23 protein-coding genes and 1 pseudogene are annotated in these 25,985 nt (G+C 67.4%); 9 read left to right on the forward strand and 15 right to left on the reverse strand.

The window, feature by feature from the left end:
• Window positions 1–51: 51 nt before the first annotated feature.
• On the reverse strand, window positions 52–1,095 hold the full coding sequence (locus QQK43_RS15770) for a type IV pilus twitching motility protein PilT (protein WP_234264392.1): 1,044 nt from the start codon (window positions 1,093–1,095) through the stop codon (window positions 52–54).
• Between the two features lie 38 nt (window positions 1,096–1,133).
• On the opposite strand from QQK43_RS15770, the gene QQK43_RS15775 reads away from it, so the two are divergent.
• Window positions 1,134–1,844 carry a YggS family pyridoxal phosphate-dependent enzyme gene (locus QQK43_RS15775; protein WP_284308500.1) on the forward strand — a complete coding sequence of 237 codons (711 nt, stop codon included), beginning with the start codon at window positions 1,134–1,136 and terminating at the stop codon, window positions 1,842–1,844.
• 23 nt (window positions 1,845–1,867) lie between these two features.
• Here the strand turns inward: QQK43_RS15775 and QQK43_RS15780 are convergent, their stop codons facing one another.
• On the reverse strand, window positions 1,868–2,416 hold the full coding sequence (locus tag QQK43_RS15780) for a DUF3617 domain-containing protein (RefSeq protein ID WP_284308501.1): 549 nt from the start codon (window positions 2,414–2,416) through the stop codon (window positions 1,868–1,870).
• 81 nt (window positions 2,417–2,497) lie between these two features.
• Window positions 2,498–2,971, reverse strand: a complete 474-nt coding sequence (locus QQK43_RS15785) for an Lrp/AsnC ligand binding domain-containing protein (protein WP_284308502.1) — start codon at window positions 2,969–2,971, stop codon at window positions 2,498–2,500.
• Between the two features lie 105 nt (window positions 2,972–3,076).
• On the opposite strand from QQK43_RS15785, the gene QQK43_RS15790 reads away from it, so the two are divergent.
• Window positions 3,077–6,199 (forward strand): L-glutamate gamma-semialdehyde dehydrogenase, encoded by a 3,123-nt coding sequence (locus QQK43_RS15790; protein WP_284308503.1) that lies wholly within the window; start codon window positions 3,077–3,079, stop codon window positions 6,197–6,199.
• A 24-nt stretch (window positions 6,200–6,223) separates the two neighbouring features.
• Here the strand turns inward: QQK43_RS15790 and QQK43_RS15795 are convergent, their stop codons facing one another.
• Genes QQK43_RS15795 through QQK43_RS15805 form a run of 3 tightly spaced genes read right to left on the reverse strand, consistent with a single transcriptional unit; the run spans window position 6,224 to window position 12,070 of the window.
• A complete protein-coding gene (locus tag QQK43_RS15795) occupies window positions 6,224–6,709 on the reverse strand; it encodes a response regulator (RefSeq protein ID WP_234264397.1) in 486 nt (161 codons plus the stop codon).
• Between the two features lie 2 nt (window positions 6,710–6,711).
• Entirely contained in the window at window positions 6,712–10,518 is a 3,807-nt protein-coding gene (locus QQK43_RS15800) for a PAS domain-containing sensor histidine kinase (protein WP_284308504.1), read from the reverse strand.
• 49 nt (window positions 10,519–10,567) lie between these two features.
• Complete coding sequence (locus QQK43_RS15805) at window positions 10,568–12,070, reverse strand: FAD-linked oxidase C-terminal domain-containing protein (protein WP_284308505.1); 1,503 nt, start codon at window positions 12,068–12,070, stop codon at window positions 10,568–10,570.
• A gap of 182 nt (window positions 12,071–12,252) precedes the next feature.
• On the opposite strand from QQK43_RS15805, the gene QQK43_RS15810 reads away from it, so the two are divergent.
• Window positions 12,253–12,681, forward strand: coding sequence for an Hsp20/alpha crystallin family protein (locus QQK43_RS15810; RefSeq protein ID WP_234264400.1), 429 nt, complete (start codon window positions 12,253–12,255; stop codon window positions 12,679–12,681).
• 18 nt (window positions 12,682–12,699) lie between these two features.
• On the opposite strand, the gene QQK43_RS15815 is transcribed toward QQK43_RS15810, so the two are convergent.
• The 3 genes and pseudogenes from QQK43_RS15815 to QQK43_RS23475 all read right to left on the reverse strand — a co-directional run.
• Window positions 12,700–13,569, reverse strand: coding sequence for a LysR substrate-binding domain-containing protein (locus QQK43_RS15815; protein WP_234264401.1), 870 nt, complete (start codon window positions 13,567–13,569; stop codon window positions 12,700–12,702).
• A gap of 100 nt (window positions 13,570–13,669) precedes the next feature.
• Window positions 13,670–14,518 (reverse strand): formyltetrahydrofolate deformylase, encoded by an 849-nt coding sequence (gene purU, locus QQK43_RS15820; RefSeq protein WP_234264402.1) that lies wholly within the window; start codon window positions 14,516–14,518, stop codon window positions 13,670–13,672.
• A 51-nt stretch (window positions 14,519–14,569) separates the two neighbouring features.
• Window positions 14,570–14,788 (reverse strand): annotated as a pseudogene (locus QQK43_RS23475) (sigma factor); the annotation flags it as partial.
• A 443-nt stretch (window positions 14,789–15,231) separates the two neighbouring features.
• Here QQK43_RS23475 and QQK43_RS15825 point away from each other — a divergent pair.
• Window positions 15,232–16,305, forward strand: coding sequence for an SPFH and helix-turn-helix domain-containing protein (locus QQK43_RS15825; protein WP_234264403.1), 1,074 nt, complete (start codon window positions 15,232–15,234; stop codon window positions 16,303–16,305).
• A gap of 55 nt (window positions 16,306–16,360) precedes the next feature.
• Window positions 16,361–17,428 (forward strand): zinc ribbon domain-containing protein, encoded by a 1,068-nt coding sequence (locus tag QQK43_RS15830; protein ID WP_234264404.1) that lies wholly within the window; start codon window positions 16,361–16,363, stop codon window positions 17,426–17,428.
• 4 nt (window positions 17,429–17,432) lie between these two features.
• On the opposite strand, the gene QQK43_RS15835 is transcribed toward QQK43_RS15830, so the two are convergent.
• Window positions 17,433–18,263: a ChaN family lipoprotein gene (locus QQK43_RS15835; protein WP_284308508.1), complete on the reverse strand. Its 831-nt coding sequence runs from the start codon at window positions 18,261–18,263 to the stop codon at window positions 17,433–17,435.
• 99 nt (window positions 18,264–18,362) lie between these two features.
• On the opposite strand from QQK43_RS15835, the gene QQK43_RS15840 reads away from it, so the two are divergent.
• Window positions 18,363–19,424, forward strand: a complete 1,062-nt coding sequence (locus QQK43_RS15840) for an AbrB family transcriptional regulator (protein ID WP_284308510.1) — start codon at window positions 18,363–18,365, stop codon at window positions 19,422–19,424.
• 121 nt (window positions 19,425–19,545) lie between these two features.
• Here QQK43_RS15840 and QQK43_RS15845 read toward each other — a convergent pair whose 3' ends face one another.
• The 3 genes from QQK43_RS15845 to QQK43_RS15855 all read right to left on the reverse strand — a co-directional run bounded on the left by QQK43_RS15845 (window position 19,546) and on the right by QQK43_RS15855 (window position 22,199).
• Window positions 19,546–19,827 carry a BTH_I0359 family protein gene (locus tag QQK43_RS15845; protein WP_234264406.1) on the reverse strand — a complete coding sequence of 94 codons (282 nt, stop codon included), beginning with the start codon at window positions 19,825–19,827 and terminating at the stop codon, window positions 19,546–19,548.
• Between the two features lie 192 nt (window positions 19,828–20,019).
• A complete protein-coding gene (locus QQK43_RS15850) occupies window positions 20,020–20,775 on the reverse strand; it encodes a DUF3108 domain-containing protein (protein ID WP_234264407.1) in 756 nt (251 codons plus the stop codon).
• Between the two features lie 536 nt (window positions 20,776–21,311).
• Window positions 21,312–22,199 carry an IclR family transcriptional regulator gene (locus QQK43_RS15855; RefSeq protein WP_234264408.1) on the reverse strand — a complete coding sequence of 296 codons (888 nt, stop codon included), beginning with the start codon at window positions 22,197–22,199 and terminating at the stop codon, window positions 21,312–21,314.
• A 151-nt stretch (window positions 22,200–22,350) separates the two neighbouring features.
• Here QQK43_RS15855 and QQK43_RS15860 point away from each other — a divergent pair, with 151 nt between their 5' ends.
• The gene (locus QQK43_RS15860; protein WP_234264409.1) at window positions 22,351–23,361 is read left to right on the forward strand and encodes a fumarylacetoacetate hydrolase family protein; all 1,011 of its coding nucleotides are present in this window, start codon (window positions 22,351–22,353) and stop codon (window positions 23,359–23,361) included.
• 80 nt (window positions 23,362–23,441) lie between these two features.
• Here QQK43_RS15860 and QQK43_RS15865 read toward each other — a convergent pair whose 3' ends face one another.
• Complete coding sequence (locus QQK43_RS15865) at window positions 23,442–23,876, reverse strand: VOC family protein (protein WP_234264410.1); 435 nt, start codon at window positions 23,874–23,876, stop codon at window positions 23,442–23,444.
• Between the two features lie 71 nt (window positions 23,877–23,947).
• Window positions 23,948–24,334 carry a TraR/DksA family transcriptional regulator gene (locus QQK43_RS15870; RefSeq protein ID WP_234264411.1) on the reverse strand — a complete coding sequence of 129 codons (387 nt, stop codon included), beginning with the start codon at window positions 24,332–24,334 and terminating at the stop codon, window positions 23,948–23,950.
• A 209-nt stretch (window positions 24,335–24,543) separates the two neighbouring features.
• On the opposite strand from QQK43_RS15870, the gene QQK43_RS15875 reads away from it, so the two are divergent.
• Window positions 24,544–25,374, forward strand: a complete 831-nt coding sequence (locus tag QQK43_RS15875) for an enoyl-CoA hydratase/isomerase family protein (RefSeq protein WP_234264527.1) — start codon at window positions 24,544–24,546, stop codon at window positions 25,372–25,374.
• A gap of 99 nt (window positions 25,375–25,473) precedes the next feature.
• Window positions 25,474–25,985, forward strand: a 512-nt coding sequence (locus QQK43_RS15880; protein WP_348533542.1) for a PhaM family polyhydroxyalkanoate granule multifunctional regulatory protein, incomplete at its 3' end; no start/stop codon positions are given.

Genomic DNA, 25,985 nt, shown 5'->3' on the forward strand with positions numbered 1-25,985 from the left:
GGACTGCTGCGGGGACTCAGGTGGCGGGCGAGTGGCAGGGGCTGGGCACGATCAACCCGGGAAGTTTTCGGGAATCTTGGCCTTGCCGCGGGCTTCGGCCGGGCTGATGACGTTGCGGCGCACCAGGTCGGCCAGGTTCTGGTCGAGCGTCTGCATGCCCATCGAGTTGCCGGTCTGGATGGCCGAGTACATCTGGGCCACCTTGTTCTCGCGGATCAGGTTGCGGATGGCGCTGGTGCCGATCATGATTTCGTGCGCGGCCACGCGCCCGCTGCCATCCTTGAGCTTGCACAGCGTCTGCGCGACCACCGCCACCAGCGATTCCGACAACATGGCGCGGACCATGTCCTTTTCTTCGGCGGGGAACACGTCGATGATCCGGTCGATGGTCTTGGCCGCGCTGCTGGTGTGCAGCGTGGCGAACACCAGGTGGCCCGTTTCGGCCGCCGTCATGGCCAGGCGGATGGTTTCCAGGTCGCGCAATTCACCGACGAGGACCGCATCCGGGTCTTCCCGCAGGGCCGAGCGCAGGGCGTTGGCAAAACTCAGGGTGTGCGGACCGACCTCGCGCTGGTTGACCAGGCACTTCTTGGATTCGTGCACGAATTCGACCGGATCCTCGATGGTCAGGATGTGGCCGTATTCGGACTCGTTGAGGTGGTTGACCATGGCCGCCAGGGTGGTGGACTTGCCCGAGCCGGTGGGCCCGGTCACCAGCACCAGGCCGCGCGGGCGCAAGGCCAGATCGGCAAAGATCTTGGGGGTGTTGAGCTGCTCCAGCGTCAGCACCTTGCTGGGAATGGTCCGGAACACGGCGCCAGCGCCCCGGTTCTGGTTGAACGCATTGACGCGAAAGCGCGAAAGCCCTTCGATTTCGAACGAGAAATCCACCTCCAGGAATTCTTCGTAGTGCTTGCGCTGGCTGTCGTTCATGATGTCGTACACCATGGCGTGGACTTGCTTGTGGTCCAGCGGCTCGACGTTGATGCGTCGCACGTCGCCGTGCACCCGTATCATGGGCGGCAAGCCAGCGGAAAGGTGCAGATCGGAAGCCTTGTTCTTGGCGGCAAAGGCAAGCAGTTGGGTGATATCCATCCCGATTCCCGTATGGCGTGTTGGTGCGACAACCGATTATGACGACGATTGAGGGCAATCTCCAGCAAGTTCGCGGTGCGATCGCCACAGCCTGTGAACAGGTTGGCCGGACTGTGGACAGCGTCCGACTCCTGGCGGTCTCCAAAACCTTCGGACCCGATGCCGTGGTGCAGGCCTGGCGCGCCGGGCAGGACGCCTTTGGCGAGAACTACATCCAGGAAGGGGTGGAGAAAATGCTGGCCGTGCGCGAGCAGTGCCCGCAGGCGCTGCTGCAGTGGCACTGCATCGGCCCCATCCAGAGCAACAAGACCCGCCTCGTGGCCACGCATTTCGACTGGGTGCAGTCGGTGGACCGGCTCAAGATCGCCCAGCGCCTGAGTGAGCAGCGCCCACCGGAGGCACCGCCCTTGCAGGTCTGCCTGCAGGTCAATGTCGACGGGGGGGCGAACAAGGCCGGCGTGGCGCCAGACGCGCTGGAGGCGCTGGCCGAGGCCGTGGCACCGCTGCCCCGGTTGCGCCTGCGTGGGCTGATGTGCATTCCCGAACCGGCCGAGACCTGGGAAGCACAGGTGGCTGTGTTCCAGCGCGCGCGGGCGCTGTTCGACCGGCTCAACGAGCGGGGCTACGGGCTGGACACGCTGTCCATGGGCATGAGCGAGAACCTGCCCGCAGCGATTGCGGCCGGGTCCACCCTGGTGCGAGTGGGGCGCGGAGTGTTCGGCTTCCGCGCTCGCAAGACCACCGGCTGAGCCGGCGGGCATCGGCCTTCAGCTCAGCGCACCACCGGCTTGATGTTGCCGCACTGGGCGTTGAGCCAGCGGCCCGTGCCTTCCACGGTGGTGTTCATGGTCTTGCCGGCTTGCGCGGTCTTGACCTGCATCTTCATGTCGTAGCCGGTATCGCCACGGAAGGTGTAGGTGCCTTCGCCCGATGACTGCGGGTCCTTGCAGGCGAAGCTGAGCTTGACCGTGTTGCCGGTGCGGGAGTGGATCTTGGTGGTGCAGTCGCCTTCGGCCTGCGTGGGCAGATCGTTGCGTGCGGCCATTTCGGGTGTGATGCAGATCTGCATGGCCATGGCGCCGCCGGCCCCTTGCCCGATCTTCAGCCCCTGCGAGGCCATCATGTCTTCCATCTGCTTGCGTTGCGCCGGGGGCAGGCTGGCCAGTTGCTGGCGCATCTGGGCCATGGCCTGGTCCACTTCGGGGTTGCCGCCGACCTTGGACTGGATTTCCCACAGACCGGGTTTGGTGGTCTGGGCCATGGCGGTGGCGGACAGCAAGGTCAGCACGGGCAGGCTCCGGCGGAGCAGGGAAAGGCGCATCGGGTTCTCCATGAATCGGCGAAAGGAAAGACCGCATTGTGTCTTGCCCTCCGGTGCGTGCCTACCCCCCGGTTGGGGGGCTCAGAGCGGCAGCCGGCTGCTGTTCTTCACCTCTTCCATCACCGCATAGGTGCGCGTCTCGCGCACACCCGGCAGTTCCCACAGCACCCGGCCGGCGAAGTCGCGGTAGGCGGCCATGTCGGCCATGCGGGTCTTGAGCAGGTAGTCGAAGCCGCCGGCCACCATGTGGCACTCCATGATTTCGTCGCGGACCTGAATCGCCGCTTTGAATTCGTTGAACACGTTGGGGGTGGTGCGGTCGAGCAACACCTCGACGAAGACCAGCATGCCGCGTCCGAGCTGGAGCGGGTTCAGCCGCGCCTCGTAACCCAGGATGTAGCCGTCGCGCTGCAGGCGTTGGGTGCGTGCCAGCACGGCGGTGGGCGACAGCGCCACGGCCTCGGCCAGCTTGAGGTTCGAGATCCGCCCGTCAGCCTGGAGAACTTTCAGGATGCGTAGGTCGATGCGGTCAATTTCTGGGGTGTGGTCAATCATGGGTGGTGAATTATCCTGTCCCAACTAAAAAAACAGCGAAAAATTCATTGATGGGGTCATCAGACTGTCGGTATTCGCTGTTCCATCCCGCTCCGGAGAACCCCCATGCCTCGCCGCATCGACCGACTGCCTTTTCCCTACCGGCCCGAAGCCGAGACCGTGGCCCAGCGCCTGGCTGCCTTGCAGGGGGCGCTGGACTGGGCGGCGGTGGCCCAGGCGGCCGCGCCCTGGGTGCGGGCGGTGCGCGAGAACCCGCCGCCTTTCTGGGCCATGGAAAGCCTGCTCAAGGAGTACCCGATCTCCAGCGCCGAAGGGCTGGCGCTGATGCGCCTGGCCGAGGCGCTGCTGCGGGTACCCGATGTCGAAACCGCCATCGCGCTGACCGCAGATCAACTGGGCCGGGCGGATTTCGACGGTGCGGCGCACGCCACCGCCGGGCCGGCCCCTGTTGGCGCGGGCCTTCTTGGGCAGCCTGGCGAAACCAGGGGAGGGGGGCAGGTCTCGGCGCTGGCGCGGCTCTCGTCCAGCGCCATCGCCTTGTCCAAACACTTCCTGCCCGAGTCCGGCCACGAACCCGGCCTGATGGCCAAGCTGGGCGCGCGTACCGTGGTGGCGGCCACGCTGCGGGCCGTGCAGTTGCTGGGCCGGCAGTTCGTGCTGGGCCAGACCATCGCCGAGGGCATGAAGGAGGCCGCGGCTGCGCGCAAGAATCAGGCAAACCTGCGGGTGCTGCCGGGCCGTGCCAAGGCGGAACAGGCGTTTGCGGGGAGCAGCGACCCACGCACCGGTGGCGCAGGGGGGCTCTGGTTCAGCTACGACATGCTGGGAGAAGGCGCGCGCACCGCGGCCGACGCGCTGCGCTACCAGGCCAGTTACGCGGACGCCATCGCGGCGATCGCGAAGGGGGCCGATCCCGCACGCCATCCGTCGCAGAACGACGGCATCTCGATCAAGCTCAGCGCCTTGCACCCTCGCTATGAAGACGCGCAACACGGTCGCGTGATGGCCGAATTGGTGCCGCGCGTGTGGTCCTTGTGCCAGGCTGCGGCTGCGGCCAACCTCAACCTGACCATCGACGCCGAAGAGGTCGACCGGCTCGAACTGTCGCTGGAGGTGTTCGAGGCGCTGGCGGCGCGTGTGGCCCAACACTGCCCGCAGTGGCCTGGCCTGGGCCTGGCGATGCAGGCTTACCAGACGCGTGCGGTGGAGCTGATTGATCACGTGGCTTCGCTGGCCCGGCAATACCGGATCCGCTTCATGTGCCGGCTGGTCAAGGGAGCCTATTGGGACGCCGAGATCAAGCGCGCGCAGGAACAGGGTTTGCCGGCCTACCCGGTGTTCACCCACAAGCACCATACCGACGTGAGCTACCTGGCGTGCGCCCAGGCACTGCTGGGGGCTCCCGACGCGATTTTTCCGCAGTTCGCCACCCACAACGCCGGCACCATCGCGGCCATCCTGCAAATGGCCTCGCGCAAAGGGGTGCCGTTCGAACTGCAGCGCCTGCACGGCATGGGCGAAGGCATCTACCGCGAGGTCCTCAAGAACCCGCTGGTGAGCTGTCGCGTCTACGCCCCGGTGGGCGCGCACCGCGACCTGCTGGCCTATCTGGTGCGCCGCTTGCTGGAGAACGGCGCCAATTCGTCTTTCGTGCACCAGTTGGCCGACGAGTCGGTGGGCATGGACGAATTGCTGATCTCGCCGCTGCGGCTGGAGCCGGACGGTTCACTGCCGCTGCCGCCGGAGCTGTACGGTGCGGCGCGGGCCAACAGCAGTGGCCGCGACCTGGCCGTGGTCGTCCAGCGCGACGAACTGCTGGCGGCGCACGCGGCCTGCACCGTGCCTGTGGTGCCTGAGGCCAAGGCCGATCAGGCAACCGACGCGGTGGCACGTGCCATCAGCGCCTTCGCGGCCTGGAACCACACGCCGGTGGCGCAGCGTGCCGCCGTGCTGCGCTTCGCCGCCGACACGCTGGACGCTGCGCTGCCGCGCTTTGGCGCCCTGCTGGTCAAAGAGGCGCACAAGACCTGGGGCGACGCCGTGTCCGAGGTGCGCGAGGCGGTGGACTTTCTGCGCTACTACGCCAACGAGGCCGAGCGCGTGATGCCGCCACAGACCTTGCCAGGCCCCACGGGCGAGAGCAACACGCTGCGCCTCGAAGGCCGCGGCGCCTGGGTCTGCATCAGCCCCTGGAACTTCCCGCTGGCGATCTTCGTGGGCCAAGTTGCGGCGGCGCTGGCCACCGGCAACACCGTGTTGGCCAAGCCGGCCGAGCAGACGCCGGCGGTGGCGCTCGAAGCCGTCAAACTGCTGCACGCCGCCGGCATCCCGCCAGACGCGCTGCAGCTGTTGCATGGCCCGGGCGAGACGGTGGGCGCCGCGCTGGTGGCCGCACCCGGCGTGGCCGGCGTGGTGTTCACGGGCTCCACCCAGGTCGCCAAGATCATCCAGCGCGCGTTGGCGGCCAAGGACGGGGCCATCGTGCCGCTGATCGCCGAAACCGGCGGCATCAACGCCATGCTGGTCGACAGCACGGCCTTGCCCGAGCAGGTGGCCGACGCGGTGGTGCAGAGCGCCTTCCGCAGTGCCGGGCAACGCTGCTCGGCGCTGCGTCTGCTGTGCGTGCACGAGGCGATCGCCGACGGCGTGATCGAGATGATCCAGGGCGCGGCGAAGGAACTCGTGGCCGGCGATCCGTCGCAGTTGGCGACCGACCTTGGGCCGGTGATCGATGCCGAGGCCTTCGACAACATCCAGCGCCACCTGCTCCGTCTCCACGGAAGCGCCCAGGCGCTGCTGCCCAGTACCGATGCGGTGCCTGTGCTGCCCAATTTGGTTGCGCCCCAGATGTTTGAAGTGAACGCCATTGCCGACGTGACCGCTGAAATCTTCGGCCCGGTGCTGCAGGTGGTGCGCTGGCGCGGTGAGCCGATGGACGTGATCCGCCAGATCAACGCGCTGGGCTATGGCCTGACGCTGGGCATCCAGACCCGCATCGACAGCCGCGCGCAGGCGCTGGCCGCGGCGGCGCGGGTGGGCAACGTTTATGTCAACCGCAACATGATCGGCGCCGTGGTGGGCGTTCAGCCCTTCGGCGGCGAAGGCCTCAGCGGCACCGGACCCAAGGCCGGCGGGCCCAATTATCTGTTGCGCTTTTGCGCCGAACAGACGCTGACCATCAACACCACCGCGGCGGGGGGCAATGTGACGCTGCTGGCCGCAGGCTGAGCCGGTTGCGCGCGGGGCGCGCTATCAGACCAGATCGCCGTAGCCGGTGTTGCGCACCCCGGTGCCCCCTGAGGGCGGGGCGGTCTGGTTGACGTTCACCCAGAACTCGCAGACGTGTTTCATTGCGTTGAGAAACTGCGCGAATTCGGTCGGCTTGGCGATGTAGGCGTTGGTGCCGGCGTCATAGGCGCGCTGCAGGTCGCTGGGCTCGGTGGAGGATGTGAGCACGACCACCGGAATGTTGTGCAGCGTGTCCGAACCCTTGATTTCCTTGAGCACGCCGATGCCATCAAGCAGCGGCATCTTCAGGTCCAGCAGCACCAGGATCGGGTCGCCCACGGGCCGTCCGCTGAAGTGGTCGCGCCGGTGCAGGTAGTCCAGCGCCTGCATGCCATCGGACACGTGCGTGACCCGGTGGTCCAGACCATAGCGCGCCAAGGCCAGCTTGGTCAGTTCGGCGTCGTCGGGGTTGTCTTCGACGAGCAGGATGGCTTCTGCGTGATGGTTCATGGTCACAGGGAGGCAAGGAATGAGTCTGGTGCGCTGTCCGAAGAAGGGGCGCTCTCGAAGGGCAACGAAAAGTGGAACACGCTGCCTTCCCCGAGACGACTCTCCGCCCAGATGCTGCCACCGTGACGCTCGATGATGCGACGGGTCAGGGCCAATCCGATGCCCGTTCCCTCGAATTCCGACGCGCGATGCAGACGCTGGAACACGCCAAACAGTTTCTGTGAGTATTTTGTATCAAAGCCCACGCCGTTGTCACGGACATAAAAGGTGTAGCCGACGGCTGGATCAACGCTCCAGCCGATTTCGATGCGGGCGCAGGCGCGGGGACGGGTGTATTTGTAGGCATTGCCCAACAGATTGGCCCAGACTTCGCGCAGCAGCAGGCCGTCGCCCTGCACGACCGGCAGGTCGGGGGCGATCACCCATTCGATGGTGCGACCCTCCGTGTCGTGGGCGAGCTGCGCCACCACGGCGTCCACCAGCAAGGCAAAGTCGACCGAGGTCATGTTCACCGCCGCACGGCCGAGCCGGGAGAACGCCAGCAAACCATCGATCAGCTGGCTCATGTGGCGCGCCGAGTTGGCGATGGTGTTCAGGTACTTGCGGGTGGCCTCGTCGGTGCGCCCGTGCAGATGCTCTTCCAGCAGGCTGACGAAGCTGGAGATGTGGCGCAGGGGCGAGCGCAGGTCGTGGGAGACCGAGTAGGAGAACGATTCGAGCTCCTTGTTGGCCGCCAGCAGTTGCTCGGTGCGTTCGGCCACGCGGTTTTCCAGCTCGTCGTTGATGTTGCGCATGAGGTCGTCCAGGCGCTTGGCGTCCGTCATGTCGCGGTTGATCCGGGCGAAGCCCTGCAACTCGCCACTGTCGTCCCGCAAGGCGATCAGCAGGGAGTGCGAAAAGTAGCGGGTGCCGTCCTTGCGCTCGTGCCAGCTCTGGAGCTCGTGCTGTCCGCGCGAAGCCGCCAGGCGCAGCATCTGTTCGGCCTTGGCGTGGGACGCCTCGGGGATGGTGCCGCGAAACAGCACCGAATAGTGGCGGCCGACGACTTCGGTCGGGGAATAGCCTTCCATGCGCTGGGCGCTGTCGGTCCAGTCGGTGATGCGGCCCTGGGCATCGAGGAAAAAGATGCAGTACTCGCGCAGGTTGTCCACCATCAGCCGGAAGCGTTGTTCGCTCTCCAGCAACTCGGCCGAGCGCTCGCGGATGCGGGTCTCGAGTTCGATGTTCAGGTGTTTGACGCGCTCTTCGACCTGTTTGCGGGCGGTGATGTCGATCAGCTGGATGAACACCCCTTGCACGGCGTCCTTGTGCAGGTCGGGCAGGTAGGACGCACGGATGAACATCGGCGCGCCGTCGACCGTGGTGCGCCAGGTCTCGAAATGCTGGGGCTCGCCCCGCAGCGCCGCTTTCAGCCGGGGTTCGACCTCCTGCCAGACGGTGGGCGACACGCACTGGCTGATGTGCAGGCCGGTGATCTTTTCGGGATCCAGGCCCAGCAATCGGTGGTGCTCAAGGTTGGCAAAACGGAAGCGCAGGGATGCGTCCAGGTAGGCGATCAACCCCGGGACGTGGTCGGTGATCGTCTGCATGAAGCGCTGCTGGTCACGCAGCGCCGCCTCGGCGGCCTTGCGTGCGGAGATGTCGACCACCGTGGTGTTGCTGCGCAGGAATTCGCCTTGCAGGTCGCGAACGGCCGACGAGGACAGCAGCGCGTGAAAGATGCTGCCGTCTTTGCGGCGGACCGCGTATTCGACGTTTTCCACCGGGACACCGGCAATCAGCCGCTGCAGGCGGTCTGCCAGCAGGGTCGCACGCTCCGGAAGCACGATGTCACGGAAGGACAGCCGGCCGATGACTTCTTCGCGGGTGTAGCCCAGCCAGCCCAGTTCGGTGTCGTTGATCGAGACGAAGACCCCGTTCCGGTCCAGCGAGTGGTAGCCGCAGGGGGCGTGGTCATAGAGCGCCTGCGACAGGGACAGCGCCTCGTGCAACTGCCGGTTGATGCGCTGCACGCTGTCTTCCGAGGCTTTGCGCTCGGTGATGTCCAGCATCTGGATGATCAGCCCCTGGACCTCGCCGTCCTGGCGGTACGGGGTGTATTCGACGCTGGCGTAGAAGCGGTGGCCGTCGGGGAAAGTGCGTTCGCCTTCGAAACGCTGCGATTCGCCCCGCAGGGCGGCTGCCAGGCGTTCCCGTGCGGGCTCGTAGTCGCGCGCCGGAGCGATCTGGCTCAGGTGCATGCCCACCAGATCGTCGGGTGAACCGCCGGTCCAGCGCGCGTACGCCGCGTTGGCAAAGCGGCAGCTCAGTTCGCGATCGAAAAAGGCGAGCTGGACCGGCACCGTGTTGGTCACCGCTTGCAGAAAGCTGCGCTGGGCGTGCAGGGCCGCTTCGGCTGCCTTGCGGGCGGTGATGTCCAGCAAGGTGCTGTTGGTGCGCAGGAACTGGCCGTTCTCATCGTAAACGGCGGTGCTGGAAGCCAGGGCCACGAACGGGCGTCCATCCGGCAGTTTGAGGCTGACTTCTTCGGGGTCGAGCCGGCCCGTGCGCATCAGCTGTTCGCGCCGCGCCTCTTGCTGTGCCAGGTATTCCGGCTGCACCAGATCGTGCGCACAGAGTTTGCCCTCCACCTCTTCCCGGGTGCGCCCGAGCCAGTTCAGTGCGGTCTGGTTCATCATCTGAACCACGCCGTGCATGTCCAGCGAGTAGTAGCCGCAGGGTGCGTGGTCGTAGAGTGCGCGGGCTTCCGACAGGGTGGTCTGCAGGCGTTCGTTGGCGAGGGCCAACTCTTCGGTCCGCTCCTTGACGCGCTGTTCCAGTTCGGCATTGAGGCGGCGCACCTCGTCCTGGCGCTCGTGCTGCTCGGTCACGTCGCGCGAGACGGCCAGCAGCATGACCGGCGAACCGTTGGCATCGAGGATGGGGGAAATCAGCGTGTCCCACCATTTGCCGCGCCCCTTGAACGTGGGCGCGAAGCCGAAGAACCGCGCATGTTCGCCGCGGCGGGCGCGTTTCACCGCATCCAGGGCGACGTCGTGGCCATCGTCGGGCCACCAGGTGGTCCAGTCGGATCCGCGGACCTGTTCAAAATCGTCGACCTCGACCAGTTTGCAGCCCTGCTGGGTCATCTGGAGCAAGCGCGCATCCAGATCCAGCACCTTGGTGCAGTCGGGGCTGCTGGCGATGATCTGCCGGTTGAGCTGGTCCTTGATCTGGGCGTCGGCCTCCAGCGTGCGCAGCCGCGAAACGTCCTGCACGAAGCCCAGGTGGCCAAACAGCTGTCCCCGGGCGTCGCGCTGCGGTACGTTGCGCACCAGCACGTGGCCGATGTCGTTGTCCGGCCGCTGGATCCGGAACTCCACATTCAGGCTTTCGCCCTGGCCAATGCCCTTGGCCCAGTGCGCCCGCACCTGGTCCACGTCGTCGGGGTGCAGGCGGGCGAACCAGCCGAAATTGGGGAAATCGGTGGCCTCCAGCGCGAAGATGCGGCACAGGGATTCGTCCACGTGCGTGAGCATGCCGACCGCGTCGGTGCGGAAAACCCCGATGGGAAAGACGCTGGCCAGGGCCGAAAACAGGGCTTCGTACTCCAGCTGTGCCTGCGAGGCCGGCTTGACGCCCAGGCCCACGACCGGCAGGTCGGCATCGGGTGTTTCGGGGGCGAGCTGGCGGGCGTACTGCTGGCGCAGCAACTGGTTTTCGTGCCGCAGGGCTTCGATTTCCTGCAGGAGCGCAGCCTCCCGGGCGGACGCAGGAACGTCTCCGGCCTTGGCGGCAGGGCCACCGTAGAGAGGGTACAGCGCGCTCATCGCGCCAACTGTACCCCAGCGTCGGAACGGGGTCTCTCGGATTTAGCCGTCAGAAACGGGGCAGTTCTGGAAACGCCAACTGCCCGCCGCGCACGAGCATCTTGCCGTATTCGGCGCAGCGGTGCGTGGTCGGAATCACCTTGCCAGGGTTGAGTAGTTCTTTGGTATCAAAGGCGTGCTTGACGGCGAACATCAGCCGGTTTTCTTCGGCGCTGAACTGCACGCACATGCTGTTGAGCTTTTCCACGCCGACGCCGTGTTCACCCGTGACGGTACCGCCCATGGCGACGCTGGTTTCCAGGATGTCGGCGCCGAACAGTTCGCAGCGGTGGAGCTGGTCGGGATCGTTGGCATCGAACAGGATCAGCGGGTGCAGGTTGCCGTCGCCGGCGTGGAAGACGTTGGCGCAGCGCAGGCCGTACTTCTGTTCCATCTGGCCGATGGCGATCAGGATGTCGGCCAGGCGTTTGCGCGGAATGGTCGAGTCCATGCACATGTAGTCGGGGCTGATGCGGCCCGACGCCGGGAAGGCGTTCTTGCGGCCGCTCCAGAAGCGCAGGCGCTCGGCCTCGTCCTTGCTCACCGCGATGGCGGTGGCGCCGCAGCCGCGCAGCACCGCGCTCATGCGGCCGATTTCCTCTTCCACCTCTTCGGGCGTGCCGTCGCTTTCGCACAGCAGGATGGCCTCCGCGTTCAGGTCGTAGCCGGCCTTGACGAAGTCTTCGACCGCGGCGGTCATGGGCTTGTCCATCATCTCCAGACCTGCCGGGATGATGCCGGCCGCGATGACCGAAGCCACCGCGTCGCCCGCCTTCTGGATGTCGTCGAAGCTGGCCATGATGCAGCGCGCCAGCAGGGGCTTGGGCACCAGCTTGACGGTGACTTCGGTGGTCACCGCCAGCATGCCTTCGCTGCCGATCACCAGCGACAGCAGGTCCAGGCCAGGCGTGTCGAGCGCGGTGCCGCCGAAGGTCACGGGCTCGCCCTCCACGGTGAAGCCGCGCACCTGCAGCACGTTGTGCACGGTCAGGCCGTACTTCAGGCAGTGCACGCCACCGGAGTTTTCGGCCACGTTGCCGCCGATGGTGCAGGCGATCTGGCTGCTGGGGTCGGGTGCGTAGTACAGGCCGTGCGGCGCGGCCGCCTCGCTGATGGCCAGATTGCGCACGCCGGCTTGCACGACAGCGGTGCGCGAACGGGGATCGATCGACAGGATCCGGTTGAATTTGGCCAGCGACATCGTCACGCCCAGCGCGTGCGGCATGGCGCCGCCCGACAGGCCGGTACCGGCGCCCCGGGCCACCACCGGCACGGCCAGCGCGTGGCAGGTCCGGAGCACGGCCGCGACCTGGTTTTCGGTTTCCGGAAGGGCCACCACCAGCGGCCGTTCGCGGTAGGCGGTCAGGCCGTCGCACTCGTAGGGCACGGTGTCCTCGGGTTGCCAGAGCAGCGCGTGGGCGGGCAGCACGGCCTGGAGCGCGCGCACCACCTCGGCCTGGCGGGCGGCGCGCTCGGCGCGGGTGACTTCGGCAGGGGCGGCGGCAGCGTTCATGCGCGGCAGTGTACGGGCGGAAGCCGGTGGGCGCATTGAAGAAACTTGCAGCGTCGTTTGAACGCGGTTGTGCGCGCGGGTGCCTGCCGGGTCTTGAAAAACCGCTGTCGGTTGCTATCTGGAGAGCACGGGGCGGGACCGAACCAGCCCCCAAACCCACCCACCGTTTTCAGGAGTCCAACATGAACCCTCTGATTGCCCGTTCCGGCCTCTTCGACGACTTCTTCAAGGACGTCGCCCCCGGCTTTTATGTCCGCCCGCTGCATGGCGATTCGCTGCCCTCGCCGTCGCAGATCAAGATCGACGTCAAGGAAACCCCGTCTGCCTACACCGTGGTGGCGGAGGTGCCGGGCGTGGCCAAGGAAGACATCCATGTCACGGTCGAAGGCAGCGTGGTGACACTGCGTGCCGAAGTCAAGCAGCAGGACAGCCAGGCCCAGGACGAGAAGGTGCTGCGCACCGAACGCTATTACGGCGCCGTCGCCCGCAGCTTCCAGCTGGCGACCGACATCGACAATGAGCGGGCAAAGGCGAAGTACGAGAACGGTGTGCTGGCGCTGACGCTGCCGAAGAAGGTGGCACTGGCCGGCCAGCGCCTCAGCATCGAATAACCCCCGCGCCGCGAGGCTTCAGCTCAGAGAATTTTTGAGCCACTCGGCAAAGGCGGCGCACTCCCAGCGGTCCATCGTGCCGGCGCGCCAGCACAGGTAATGGGCATGCGGGCTGGGGACGTGCCGGGGATAGAGCGGCACCAGCGTGCCGTTCTCCAGCCAGGGCTGGGCCAGCTTGAGGCGCACCAGCGCCACGCCCATCCCGGCGGCGGCGGCGTCGCACATCAGGCCGATGTCGTTGAACTGCGAACCGTCGACGGGTTCTGGCCAGTCCAGGTCGTGCGCGGCGAACCAGGTGCGCCAGGGCTCCAGCGGGCTGCGCAGCAGCGGCAGGCCTTCGAGGTCGGTGGCGTCGTCAAACGGGCCCTGCTCGCGCGCGAACACCGGTGATGCCAGGGGCGTGACCTCGTCCTTCATCAGGCACAGGTGTTCCACGTCGGCGTAGCGCCCGGTGCCAAAGCGCACGGTGAGGTCGGCGTCTTCGGCCACCACGTCCAGCAGCGGGATGCTCACCTGCAGCGTGAGGTCGATTTCCGGGTAGGCATCGGTGAATTGGCGCAGGCGCGGCAGCAGCACCGAGCGGGCAAAGGTCGGCGTCACCGCCAGGCGCAGCTTGCGCCGGCCCGGCGAGGCCGCTCCGCTGGGAAATTTCTGCAGGATGGCCAGGCCTTCGCGCACATGGGCCAGGTACTCGATGCCCTCGGTGGTGAGGGAAAAGTCCGCACGGCCGAAGAGCTTGGTGCCCAGGATCTGTTCCAGCTGGCGGATGCGGTGGCTGACGGCGCTGGGGGTGACACACAGCTCTTCGGCGGTCTGGGTCACGCTGCGCAGGCGCGCCAGCGCCTCGAAGGTCAGCAGGCACTGGATCGGCGGAATCCGGATCGTCACGGCAGCGCCTCAGGTGCGGCGTGCCGGCCCGCCCCGAAATCGGCCAGCCCTCCCGCTCGGCGGGAAGCCGCTGCCAGGGCCGCGTCGGGGGGCGTGTGGTTCACTTGAACACCACGGTTTTGTGGCCGTTGAGCAGCACGCGGTGCTCGCTGTGCCACTTCACGGCGCGGGCCAGCACCTGGCTTTCGGTGTCGCGGCCCACAGAGGTCAGGTCTTCCACAGTGTCGGTGTGGTCCACGCGGGCCACGTCCTGCTCGATGATCGGGCCCTCGTCCAGGTCGGCCGTCACGTAGTGGGCGGTGGCACCGATCAGCTTCACGCCGCGGTCGTGCGCCTGGTAGTAGGGTTTGGCGCCCTTGAAGCTCGGCAGGAAGCTGTGGTGGATATTGATCGCCTTGCCCGAGAGTTCGCGGCACAGCCGGTCGCTCAGGATCTGCATGTAGCGCGCCAGCACCACCAGATCGGCGCCTTCGCTGCGGATGATCTCCAGTTGCCGCTCTTCGGCCTGGGCCTTGCTGTCCTTGCCCACGGCGATGTGGTGGAAGGGCACGTTGTAGCTGGCCGCGAGCTGGTAGAAGTCGCGGTGGTTGCTGACGATGGCGCGGATGTCCAGGCGCAGCAGACCACTCTTCCAGCGGAACAGCAGGTCGTTGAGGCAGTGGCCTTCCTTGCTGACGAAGATCACGGTCTTCATCGGCGCGGCCAGCGGGTGCAGGCCCCACTGCATGCCGAAAGGCTCGGCGAACAGCTGGAGCTGCAGGCGCAGATCGTCGGGCGTGAGCTGGGCGCAGGTGAACTGCACGCGCATGAAGAACAGCCCGGTGGCGTGGTCGTTGTACTGGGCAGCTTCCTCGATATTGCCGCCGCGTTCCAGCAGGAAGCCCGAGACCGCATGCACGATGCCGGTGCGGTCCTGGCAGGACAGGGTGAGAACGTAGGATGGGTTCATGGTGGGGCAATTGTCGCAGCACCGCCCGGCGGCTGGCGCCCGATGCAAGTGGTCCGGCGCGCGGTTGCGCGTCACCACGCACAGCCACGCCAACGTTCTGGCCGGCGGTGCGGTGGTTCCGGAGGCCGTCTGCCACAGCTGGGCAAACACGCCCTGCACCACATCTTCTGCGGCAGAGCGGTCCTGCAGTACCTGCGCAACGGTGGCCAGCAGAACGCCCGCCGTGAGCCCTTGGAGCGTTTTGAAGGCGGCGCGATTGCCCAGATCCAAGCGGGCGCGACCAGGGCCTCGACCTCTTGATGTGTTTCCATGAAATGCCGGATGGATGAGAGACAGGCGGGCCTGTCAGAGGCTGGGCGGGCCAGCAGACCGCTGGGCGCAATTTGGCGTAGATTGCTCGTGGCCCGCAAAAGCCGGCTTGGGCAGCCAGACCGGCGCTTCTTCAGTACGCGTGGGTGGTCTGGGCGGTCGAGGCTGTGGGGGCGACCGGGCGGATGATGTGCCAGACGCCGCCGCTGCCGTCGCCCGCTTTGTCATCGGCCTGGGCGTTTTGGATGCAGTCGTGCGAGACTATTTTTTCGGGAGGGCGTCAACGGCTGCTGTGGCCCCCGGGGGGCGGCGGCAAGTTGGTACCATGGCCTGCTTACCGGCGACGGACCGGAACGGTCGCGCCCGCCGTCTTGTGTGTGTGTGCTCAGCTCTGGAGACCTGACATGGCCCTCATGGATTTTCTGAACCGCCAGTTCATCGACGTCATCGAGTGGGTCGACGACTCGCGCGACACCCTGTCATACCGCTTCCCGGATGACGACAAACAGATCAAGAACGAAGCCCAGCTCATCGTGCGCGAGAGCCAGGTGGCGCAGTTTGTCTATGTGGGCCAGTTCGCCGACACGCTGGGGCCCGGGCGCCACACGCTCAAGACCGAGAACATCCCGATCCTGAGCGACCTGCTGGGCTGGAAGTACAAGTTCCAGACACCGTTCAAGGCCGACGTCTACTACGTCATCACCCGGGTGTTCACGGGCAACAAGTGGGGCACGTCCAACCCGGTGATGATGCGCGACGCCGATTTCGGCGTGGTGCGGGTGCGGGCTTTCGGCACCTACGACTTCAAGATCGTCGACCCGGTCAAGTTCCTCAAGGAAGTGGCGGGCACCGACCACCATTTCCGGCTGGACGAATTCAACGACGTGATGCGTTCGCGCATCGTCAGCATCTTCAGCGAAACCCTGGCCAAGGCCAAGGTGCCGGCGCTGGACGTGGCCACCCGCTATGGTGAACTGGGCGCGGCGCTGCTGGAACCGCTGAACGTGGCCATGCGCGACCTGTACGGGCTGGAACTGACGGCTTTCGTGGTCGAGAACGTTTCGGTGCCGCCGGAGCTGGAACAGGCCATCGACAAGCGGGGCGCCATGACCGCCATCGGCGACCTCAACGACTACGTCAAATACAACATGGGCAACGCGCTGGCCGAAGGCAAGGCCGGGGCGGCGGGTGTGGGGGCCGAACTGGCGGCCGGCCTGGCCATGGGGCAGGCCATGCTGCAGGGCGGCATGGGCGCGGCCCAGGCACCGTCCCAACCCGGGTTTGTGCCGGGGGCGGCAGCGGCGGCGCCCGTGGCCGCTGCCACGCCGGCCCTGCTGACGCCGGAGCAGGTGGCCGAGGTGCTGGGCGTGGCGCCCAGCGACGTGTTGCAGGAGCTGGAGGCCGGCAACCTCAAGGGGCGCAAGATCGGCACCCAGTGGCGCGTGACCCAGGCCGCGCTGGACCAGTTTCTGCAGTGAGTCTCAGGCGCTGTTTCGGCACAGCGGTGGCGCGTCAGACCGTGATGGGTGATGCATGCAGTTGAGTGAGATCTCGGCGCGGGAAAAGCTGGCCTGTCCCGCCTGTGGCGGTGAAGCCCAGTGGAGCCCGGCCAAGAAGGCTCTGGTGTGCGCCTATTGCGGCACCGAGTCGCCTTACGAAATCCGCGCCGACGGCGAGATCGTCGAGCACGACCTGGTGGCGGCGCTGCAGGCGATCCCGGCCAGCGCCCGGGGTTGGCAGGACGAGCGGCGCTCGGTGCGCTGCCAGCACTGCCAGGCCATCAGCGTGTTTTCGTCGGCGCAGCAGGGCAAGGCGTGCGACTTCTGCGGCTCCACGGCGCTGGTGCCGTTCGAGGAGGGGGACGATGTCATCCGGCCCGAGAGCCTGCTGCCGTTCGACATCGACCAGCCGCGCGCACGCGACCGGCTGCGCCAGTGGTACGGTTCGCGGTTCTGGGCCCCCAACAACCTGGGCAGCAAGGCGCTGACCGACACCTTGCACGGGGTCTACCTGCCTTACTGGACCTTCGACGCCGACGTCAGCGCCGACTACACCGCCGAAGGCGGCACCTATTACCAGGACCGCGAAGGCAAGCGCCAGGTGCGCTGGTTTCCCGTGGCGGGCCGGGTGCAGCATTTTTTCGACGACACACTGGTCTGCGCCTCGCGCGGGGTGCATCCGCGGCTGATCCAGGCGGTGGAGCCGTTTCCCACGGCTTCCGAGCGGCTCAAGGCCTACGACCCCGGCTACCTCAGCGGCTGGACGGTGGAGCGCTACCAACTCGACCTGGTGGCTGCGGCGCAACGGGGGCGCGAGCGCATGATGGAGGCAGTCCGCCGCCTGTGCGGGCAGGACATCCGGGCTGATACGCACCGCAATCTGCGCGTGAACGCCCACTTCGACCGGCAAACCTTCAAGCACGTGTTGCTGCCGGTGTGGCTGGTGGGCTACCGCTACGGCAGCAAGGACTACCAGGTGGTGGTCAACGGCGCCACCGGCCAGGTGGCCGGTGAATACCCCAAGAGCTGGGTCAAGATCGCACTCGCGGTGCTGGCCGGCCTGATCGTGCTGGGGATCGTCTTCGCGCTCGAAGGGCGCTGAGGCCTCAGCGGCGCATTTGCTGGCGCAGCTCGGCGCAGTGGTCGCGGGGCGGTTGCGGCGGCGTGCGCCAGACGCGGTCTGCGGCCTGCGCTTCCGGAGTGGTGAGCGGTTGGTCGGTCTGAGCCAGCGAAACAATCACCCGGTACGGGCTGTCCGGCGGCAGGTGCCGGGGCACGCCCAGGTCGCGCCGGACATGGCCGTTGCCCGCCACCAGCAGCACGGTGGCTCCCGCGCGCTGGGCGCCCCGGGCCGTGTCGGCCATGGTGCGGTCGCGGGCGATCTGGATGCGGGCCATGGGCGCGACCTGCGCCTCGGGCAACAGGCCGCAATGGCCTTCGCGGAGGGCGTCGCGCTGCTGCTGCAGGGCCGCAGGGTCGAGGGTGCTGTCGAGCGTGGTGTCGCTCATCGCCGGGCGCATGCGTTCGCGGGGCAGGTTGCCGCCCAGCACCGGCACGTCGGCGCGCACCGCCGCCATCACCACCGGGCCATAGACCGCCCAACGCCAGTGGCCGCTGTTGGCCTCGTCGGCCCAGCCCAGCGCCTGGCGTACCCGGGCTTCGTCGGCGTCCCGGGGCAGGCCGGTGGTCTGCCGGCCCTGCTCCAGCATTTCCAGCACCACCGCCGCGAGCACGCCCTGTTGGGCCAGCCGTTCGACGGTCTGGCGCTGCAGAGCCTGATGCTCGGGCGCGTCGTGCTGTTCGCCCAGCAGCAGCACCGGCGTGGGCATCAGGCCGCCCAGGCGGCCGGCGTCGGCCAACGGATCGGGTGCCGAGGCACAGCCGCTGCCCAGCGCGGCCACGCAGGCCAGTAACATCAGCACTTTTCGCGTATTCATGCGCGGAATACTACGGCCAACCACGCCGCGCCCGAACAGGCCGTGGGCCGCCTTCCGATCTTGACCGCTTCCGCCCCTGTGCCCCACCGCCCCTGGGGCATGCCCTTTCTGGTTCGCGTGCTGCTGACGCTGGTTCTGGCGTACGCGGCGGCGCGCCTGTGCGTCTGGTGGCAGACCCCCATTCCCTGGATGATCGGGCCGCTGGTCGCGACCTCGGTGCTCTCCGTGATCGGCCTGCCGACCACGAGCTGGGTGCCGCTGCGCAATGCCGGCCAAGGGGTCATCGGCGCGGCACTGGGTCTGTATTTCACCCCGGCGGTGGGGGCGCTGGTGGTCGGCCTGTGGTGGGCCATCGGTCTGGGCATCGTCTGGGCCCTGGCCCTGGGGCTGGGTTTTGGCGCATGGTTACGGCGTGTGAACGGTCCGCGCATGGCCGCGCTCAGTCCGTCGCAGCGTTTTTCCACCACCTATTTCGCGGGCGCGATCGGCGGGGCTTCCGAAATGACCTTGCTGGCGGAGCGGCATGGCGCCCGTACCGACCTGGTGGCCTCGGCCCACAGCCTGCGGGTGCTGCTGGTGACGCTGGCCGTGCCTTTCGCCATGCAGGCCTGGGGGGTGCACGGTCTGGACTTGTCTCTGCCGTCCGCGCGCGACGTGCTCTGGCCCGGCCTGCTGGGGCTGGGCGGCCTGGCGCTTGTCGGGGGCTGGGCCATGCAGCGGGCCGGGCGGGCCAACCCCTGGTTCATGGGGGCGCTGGTGGTCACCATGGGCGTGACGCTGACGGGCGTCACGCTTTCGGCGCTGCCCGGCTGGCTCACGGCGGGGGCGCAACTGGTCATCGGTGTGAGCCTGGGGGTGCGGTTCACGCCGGCGTTCGTGCACACGGCGCCGCGCTGGTTGGGCTCGGTGGCGCTGGCCACCGTCGCCATGATGCTGCTGTGTGCGGGGTTCGGGCTGCTGCTGGCGAGGCTGACCGGCCTGCATCCGGCCACGCTGGTGCTGGGCACCTCGCCCGGTGGTATTGCCGAAATGGCGATCACCGCCAAGGTGCTGCAACTGGGCGTGCCGGTGGTGACGGCGTTCCAGGTGTGCCGGCTGGTGGCGGTGCTGGTGCTGGTCGAACCGGTGTACCGGTGGTGGTGCGCGAGATCGGCCGGCTGAGGGGCCCAAAAACGAAGCCCGGCAGGGCCGGGCATTCAAGAAAGGCGATGGAGGCCGTTGCCGAAAGGGCGGTGGCTGACCACCTGCGGGCGGCACAGGGGCTCGCAACGCGGGAGCGTCTTCAGTGCATGACCACCGGCATCTGGGCCAGGGTGGCATAACCTTCGAGTGTGTCTTCCACCTCTTCCTGCGACGGCATGTCGTTTTGCCAGGCATTGATCTGCTGCTGGAACAGCTCGGCCCACGAGCCATCGAGGTAGACCTCTTTGCCCGAGCGCTTGTCCACGATTTCAAAACCGTGGCGTGGCATCTGCGGGCCTGCAGGTGCGGTCTCGCCTTCGGCCGGGGCATTGGCCAGGATATGGACCACGGCAAAGGCTTCTGAGTCGTAGAGCATGTGCATGGCTGAAAAATCCTTCAAAGAGAGCCTGAGCGGCTCTGTACTTTTTATATCGGCAAACGGCCCACCTTCTGCAGGCCCGATGGGTTTTAGATGGTTCCACCGCCCAAAGATTCAAGATGCGTGTGTTTTTCGGCACATTTCCGGGCTTGGCGGTGCCAACAGGGGGCTGCGCCATCACCAGTGGCCCGCGCCTCAACGCTGTGCCGGCGGTTCGGGCTGGACCGCGATCGGGGGCAGTTCGGTGAGCTGCTGGTCCGCCACATCGCCGTTGCGGCTGGTGAGCCGGATGCGCACCGGCAGGTGGCGCAGGCTCGGGGCCAGCCAGATTTCCACGCGCTGATCGAATTCCTTGCGGGGGCTGCGCAACAGCTTGCGGGCCCGAACGGTGCCGGCCGGCAGCGCCAGGTCTTCTTCGGGCCCGACTTCGAATTGCCAGACTTCGGACGATGTGGTGTCGGTCACCGGCAGGCGCACGATCTGCCCGGTTCCCAGCGCGTCGGGCCGCGCGTTGAGAAGCAGGCCCAACTGCAGAATGACCGACACGCGGTCCTGCGCGCCGGGCAGCAGGGGGGCGTCCGGGGTGTTGCGGCTGTAGCGGATGCGGCCTGCGGTGCGGTCGAAATGGGCCGCAGTCTCGCTGCGGCGGCGGTCGGCGAAGCGTTCGGGTTCCAGCCCCGCAGGGCCGATACGGCCCGTGCTTTCCTGCTGGCGGCTGCCCACCAGAAAGGCGCTGATTTCCGTGCGCGCGGTGTAGCTGCCGCCGTCGTGCTGCCACGCCAGCACGCTGCCAGCGTGGTATTGGAAGCCCTTGCTCTGGCCGCTGACGGTGTAGCGCAGCTCGGTGCTGCCGGCCAACTGGTTCGCCAGATTGCCCGCCGAGGGCAGCAGGTTGTGGGCGTCGGGAGCGCTGTCTGCGCGCAGGCTGGCCGTGGGTGAAGGCGTTGCCACGGGGGCCGGCGGGGCGGTCTGTGGTTCCGGGGAAGGGGTGGGTGCCGGTGCTTCGGCCACAGCGGGGGGCGGGGGAGGCGCTGGCGCGTCGGCCACGGCGGGCTCTGGAAGCGGCTCCGGTTCAGGGATGGTTGCAGGGGCTTCGACCACGGCGGGCGCGGGCGGTGGTGGCGGTGGGGCCTTGCGCGGCGCTGGCGCTGGCGCTGGGGGAGGCGGTGGTTCGGGCCGCGGTTCTGGCAGCACGATCCAGCGCACCGTGCTTCGCTCGACAGGCAGGGGGGCGAGCGTGGGCACCGTGGTGGGCGTGCCGGCGGCGGGGGTGGGGGTGTTCGCCTGATCGCTGCGCGCAGGCAGGGCGTCCTGGGCGTTGGGGCTGTTCCGGCTGGAAAAGCTCCACAGCGGTGCCCCGGCCAGTCCCCACAAATGGGCCAGCAGGACACCGCCGCCCAGCAGCGCCAGCGTGCGAGCGCCCGGGCCGGGCGCCAGAGACGGGAGCGGGGAGCGGCTCGCTGGCACGGCGGATGGCCCGACTCTGGTCATGCCCCCGGGCCGCGGTACCCCAGGTCGGCGCTCAACTGGGCCGTGGCGCGCAGCAAGGCCTGCGCCGGCCCACCGTCCCAGCGGGTGTCGAGCGTGGTCACCGATCCAAGCACCACGATGCCCATCGCCAGACGGCCCTGTGCGTCGAACACCGGGGCACAGAAGCCGCCCACGCCTTGGAGCAGGCTGTTGACCACGCGCGACAGGCCGTGCTGGCGGGTTTCGTCCATCAGGGCCTGGACATCGGCCTGGGAGCGGGGCACATCGGTCAGGTAGTCGTTGACCGGGAGCTTCTTGAGGCGCGCCAGTTCGTCGCGAATCATGGGCGGAATGCGCTCGCCATCGCGCCCCTCATGCTTCATGAAGGCGGCAAAACAGCGCCCCGTGGCCGAAGTCAGCAGCGGCATCACATCGCCCAGGCGCAGGGTCACGGGCACGGTTTGGGGGGCTTCGGCCCAATGCACCATGGTCGGCCCCTGGTTGCCCCAGACGGCGATGGCCAGCGTGTGGCCGGTTTCGGCCAGCAACGCCGGCACGCGCTCGCGCGCCAGCTTGACGGCATCGATGCGCGACAGGCTGGCCAGGCCCAGGCGCAGCGCGGCCGGGCCGAGGTCGTAGCGCGTGCTCACCGGATCCTGCATCACCAGGCCCATGCGCTGGAAACTCACCAGATAGCGGTGGGCCTTGGCCGAACTCATGCCGGCGCTGGCGGCCAGGTCGCGCAGCATGAGGGCGCCCGGCGCGTCCGAAAGGGCGCGCAGCAACTCGAAGCCCACCTCCACCGACTGGATGCCTGCCCGCAGGTGTTCGGTGTCGTCAGCCTGTTCACCGGACGCGGATGCCCTGGCGCGGGCGCGGGTTGTTGAAGACGGGCTGGCAGGCATCAGGGCTTTGAACTAGAATGCAATTCTTACGGATAGGTTAACCGATTTCACTATTCGTAATTTCATTTATGCGTGATTCGGTCTACGGGCGCCTCGGTCACATGCGCGGGCGTCGTTTTCGTTTCTTCCTCAGCGGCAACAGGAGACAGGCATGAAACTCGCCACCTACAAGGATGGCTCTCGCGACGGACAACTGGTGGTGGTCTCGCGCGATCTGAGCACGGCACATTATGCGACGGGCATTGCCCAGAAGCTGCAGCAGGCCCTGGACGACTGGAACTTCATCGCCCCCCAGTTGCAAGACCTGTACGTCACCCTGAACAACGGCAAGGCGCGCCACGCGTTTCCGTTCGATCCGAAGCAATGCATGGCGCCGCTGCCCCGTGCCTACCAGTGGGCCGACGGCTCGGCCTACATCAACCACGTCGAGCTGGTGCGCGCCGCGCGCAACAGCGAAGTGCCGCACAGCTTCTACGAAGACCCGCTCATGTACCAGGGCGGCAGCGACGACTTCATCGGCCCGAACGATGACGTGGTGGTGCCCAGCGAGGACTACGGCATCGATTTCGAGGCCGAGATTGCGGTCATCACCGGCGACGTGCCGATGTGCGCCACGCCTGAGCAGGCGATCGACGGTGTGCGTCTGCTGATGCTGGCCAACGATGTGTCGCTGCGCAACCTGATCCCGGCCGAGCTGGCCAAGGGTTTCGGCTTCTTCCAGAGCAAACCGGCCACGGCCTTCAGCCCGGTGGCGGTCACGCCCGATGAGCTGGGCGATGCCTGGCAGGGCGGCCGCGTCAACCTGACGCTGCAGAGCACCTGGAACGGCCGCAAGGTCGGCATGTGCGACGCCGGCCCCGACATGACCTTCCACTTTGGCCAGCTGATCGCCCACATTGGCAAGACGCGTAACGTGCGCGCGGGCTCCATCGTGGGTTCGGGCACGGTGAGCAACCGGGGCGTCGAGGTCAACGGCAAGAAGGACTGGCCGAAGGGCTATTCGTGCATCGCCGAGAAGCGCGCCATCGAAACCATTCTCGACGGCAAGCCGTCCACCGGCTTCATGAAGTTCGGCGACACCATCCGCATCGAGATGAAGGGCCCGGACGGGCAGAGCATCTTCGGCGCCATCGACCAGAAGATCGCCCCGCTGGCGGCATAAGCCGCCACGCTCCGCCGCTGCCTCCCAGGAGGGGCGATCCGGCGGGGCGGCTCTTTGCCGGCGCGAGCGCCCCGTCCTCCTCAACTGGCGTAGAGGTCCGCCAGCGAAGCGAAGCCCTTGACCTCGATCGGGTTGCCGAAAGGGTCGCAGAAGAACATGGTCCACTGCTCGCCCGGCTGGCCCTCGAAGCGCACCTGCGGCGGCAGCACGAAGTCGACACCGGCGGCGGTCAGGCGGTCGGCCAGCGCGCGCCACTCGGTCAGCAGCAGCACCAGGCCAAAGTGCGGCATCGGCACCATGTGGTCACCGACCTTGCCAGTGCGGGTGGTCTTGAAAGGCTCGCCCAGGTGCAGCGAGATCTGGTGACTGAAGAAGTCGAAATCGACCCAGGTATCGGTGCTGCGGCCTTCGGTGCAGCCCAGTACGCCACCGTAAAAGTGGCGGGCCTCGTCCAGGTCGGTGACGTGGAAGGCGAAATGAAACAGGCTTCGGGTGGTCAGCAGGGTGTCGGGCATGCGCGCAGGATATCAGCGCGGGGCGGGCGTTTTTCGTCCCTGGCGGAAAAGCCCGGCTCGGCCACTGGGCCTCAGTAGCCGGGCGTGGGCGCGCTGCGGCTGGCCTGCTCGATCTTGTCCTGGCAGGCCACGCAACGCAAGGCGACCGGGTTGGCGTGCAGGCGCGCGGTGGCGATCGAGGTGCCGCAGTCCACGCACAGTCCGTAGCTGCCATCGGCCACGCGTTGCAGGGCCGCGTCGATGGCGATCAGTTCGGCCGATTCGCGCTCCTCCAGGGCGAAGGCCAGGTCGCGTTCGGCGTCGGCCTGTGCCCAGTCGTCGCTTTCCGTCTCGCGGGCATTCGCGGCCGCTTCGGCGCGGCCGATCTTGCCGCCGCGCTGTGCACGCAACTGCGCCAGCACTTCGGTGCGCATGGCCTGCAGTTGATGGCGGTAGGTGTCGGAAATCGGGGTGCTCATGGTTTCTCCTCGGGTTCGCATCGGGTGCCGCCGGCAGGCGGGCACGGGTTTTATCTTGCGCCCGCACCCTGGGCCGGGCATTGATCGGCGTCAAGCGGGTGACGCCCATGCGCCTGGCGAGAAGAAAACCCTCGGCGAAAAAGCGGGCGTTTCGGCGCAGAATCGTTGCTTTCGTCCCGCAAAAACAAGGAGAGACAACGGTGCCCGCCATCGATTACAGCCGCTACCAGACCCTCGACATCACCCGCCGCGGCCCGACCGTGGACGGTGTGCCCTCGGTGCTCGACATCCGCATGAAAGCCGACGGCCCCGGTGGCAACGGCAAGCTGCCCACCGCCGGCCACGACGGCCACTGGGAGCTGAGCGAGATCTGGCGCGACGTGGGGCGCGACGACAGCGTGCGCTGCGCCGTGCTGCGCGGCAGCGGGATGGGCTTTTCCGGCGGCGGCGATCTGGCGCTGGTGCAGGACATGGCGACCGATTTCGAGGTCCGCACCCGCGTCTGGAAGGAGGCGCGGGATCTGGTCTACAACGTCATCAACTGCGACAAGCCCATCGTCAGCGCCATGCACGGCCCCGCGGTCGGTGCGGGCCTGGTGGCGGGCCTGCTGGCCGACATTTCCATTGCGGCGAAAAGCGCGAAGATCGTCGACGGCCACACCCGCCTGGGCGTGGCGGCGGGCGACCACGCCGCCATCGTCTGGCCGTTGCTGTGCGGCATGGCCAAGGCCAAGTACTACCTGATGCTGTGCGACCCGATCAGCGGCGAGGAGGCCGAGCGCATTGGCCTGGTGTCGTTGGCTGTCGATGACGACACCCTGCTGGACAAGGCCTACGACGTGGCCGACCGGCTGGCCGCAGGCAGCCAGACCGCCATCCGCTGGACCAAGTACTCGCTCAACAACTGGTTGCGCCAGGCGGGTCCGGCGTTCGACACCTCGCTGGCGCTCGAATTCATGGGGTTTGCCGGGCCGGATGTGCGCGAAGGTGTGGCATCCTTGCGCGAGCGTCGTGCGCCGCGTTATGGTGCCGATACCTGACACCCTTCCAGGAGACGACATGGCCCCCCACGCTCCTTCCTGTTCGCGGCACCCTGTGGGGATGCCGGTCTTCCTGATGCGGTGTGACGGAGGCCGACCATGAGCGATACCCGCGGTTTTGGCGCCTTCGTGCCGGGCTTCGAATTCCTCCAGAACCTGGCTGGCCAGGCCGCCAGCGGTGTGGCACAAGGGCTGGGGGGCGGCGGCATGCCCAAGCTCTCCAGCTGGGTGGCGCCCACCTTCAATGTGGAAGAGCTGGAAAAGCGCATCGAGGAGCTCAAGGCGGTGCACTTCTGGCTCGACCAGAACACCAAGGCGCTGTCGGCCACCATCCAGGCGCTGGAGGTGCAGAAGATGACGCTGGCCACGCTCAAGAGCATGAATTTCAGCCTGGGCGACGTGGCGGATGCGCTCAAGATGCCGGCCGCCGCGTCGGCGTCGCCCTCGGCGGGGGCTTCCGGCAGCGCCGGGTACACCCCGTTTGCCGGCCTCGAAGTGCCGCCACGCACCTACGGCGCCGCGCCGGTCGAACCTCCGGCCATGCCGCCGGCACCCGCACCCGAAGCGCCTGCAGAGCCCCGGCACCGGCGCGCTGCTGCGGCCGCCCAGCC

The sequence above is a fragment of the Hydrogenophaga electricum genome, assembly GCF_030160815.1.
GTDB classification, from domain to species: Bacteria; Pseudomonadota; Gammaproteobacteria; order Burkholderiales; family Burkholderiaceae_C; genus Hydrogenophaga; species Hydrogenophaga electricum.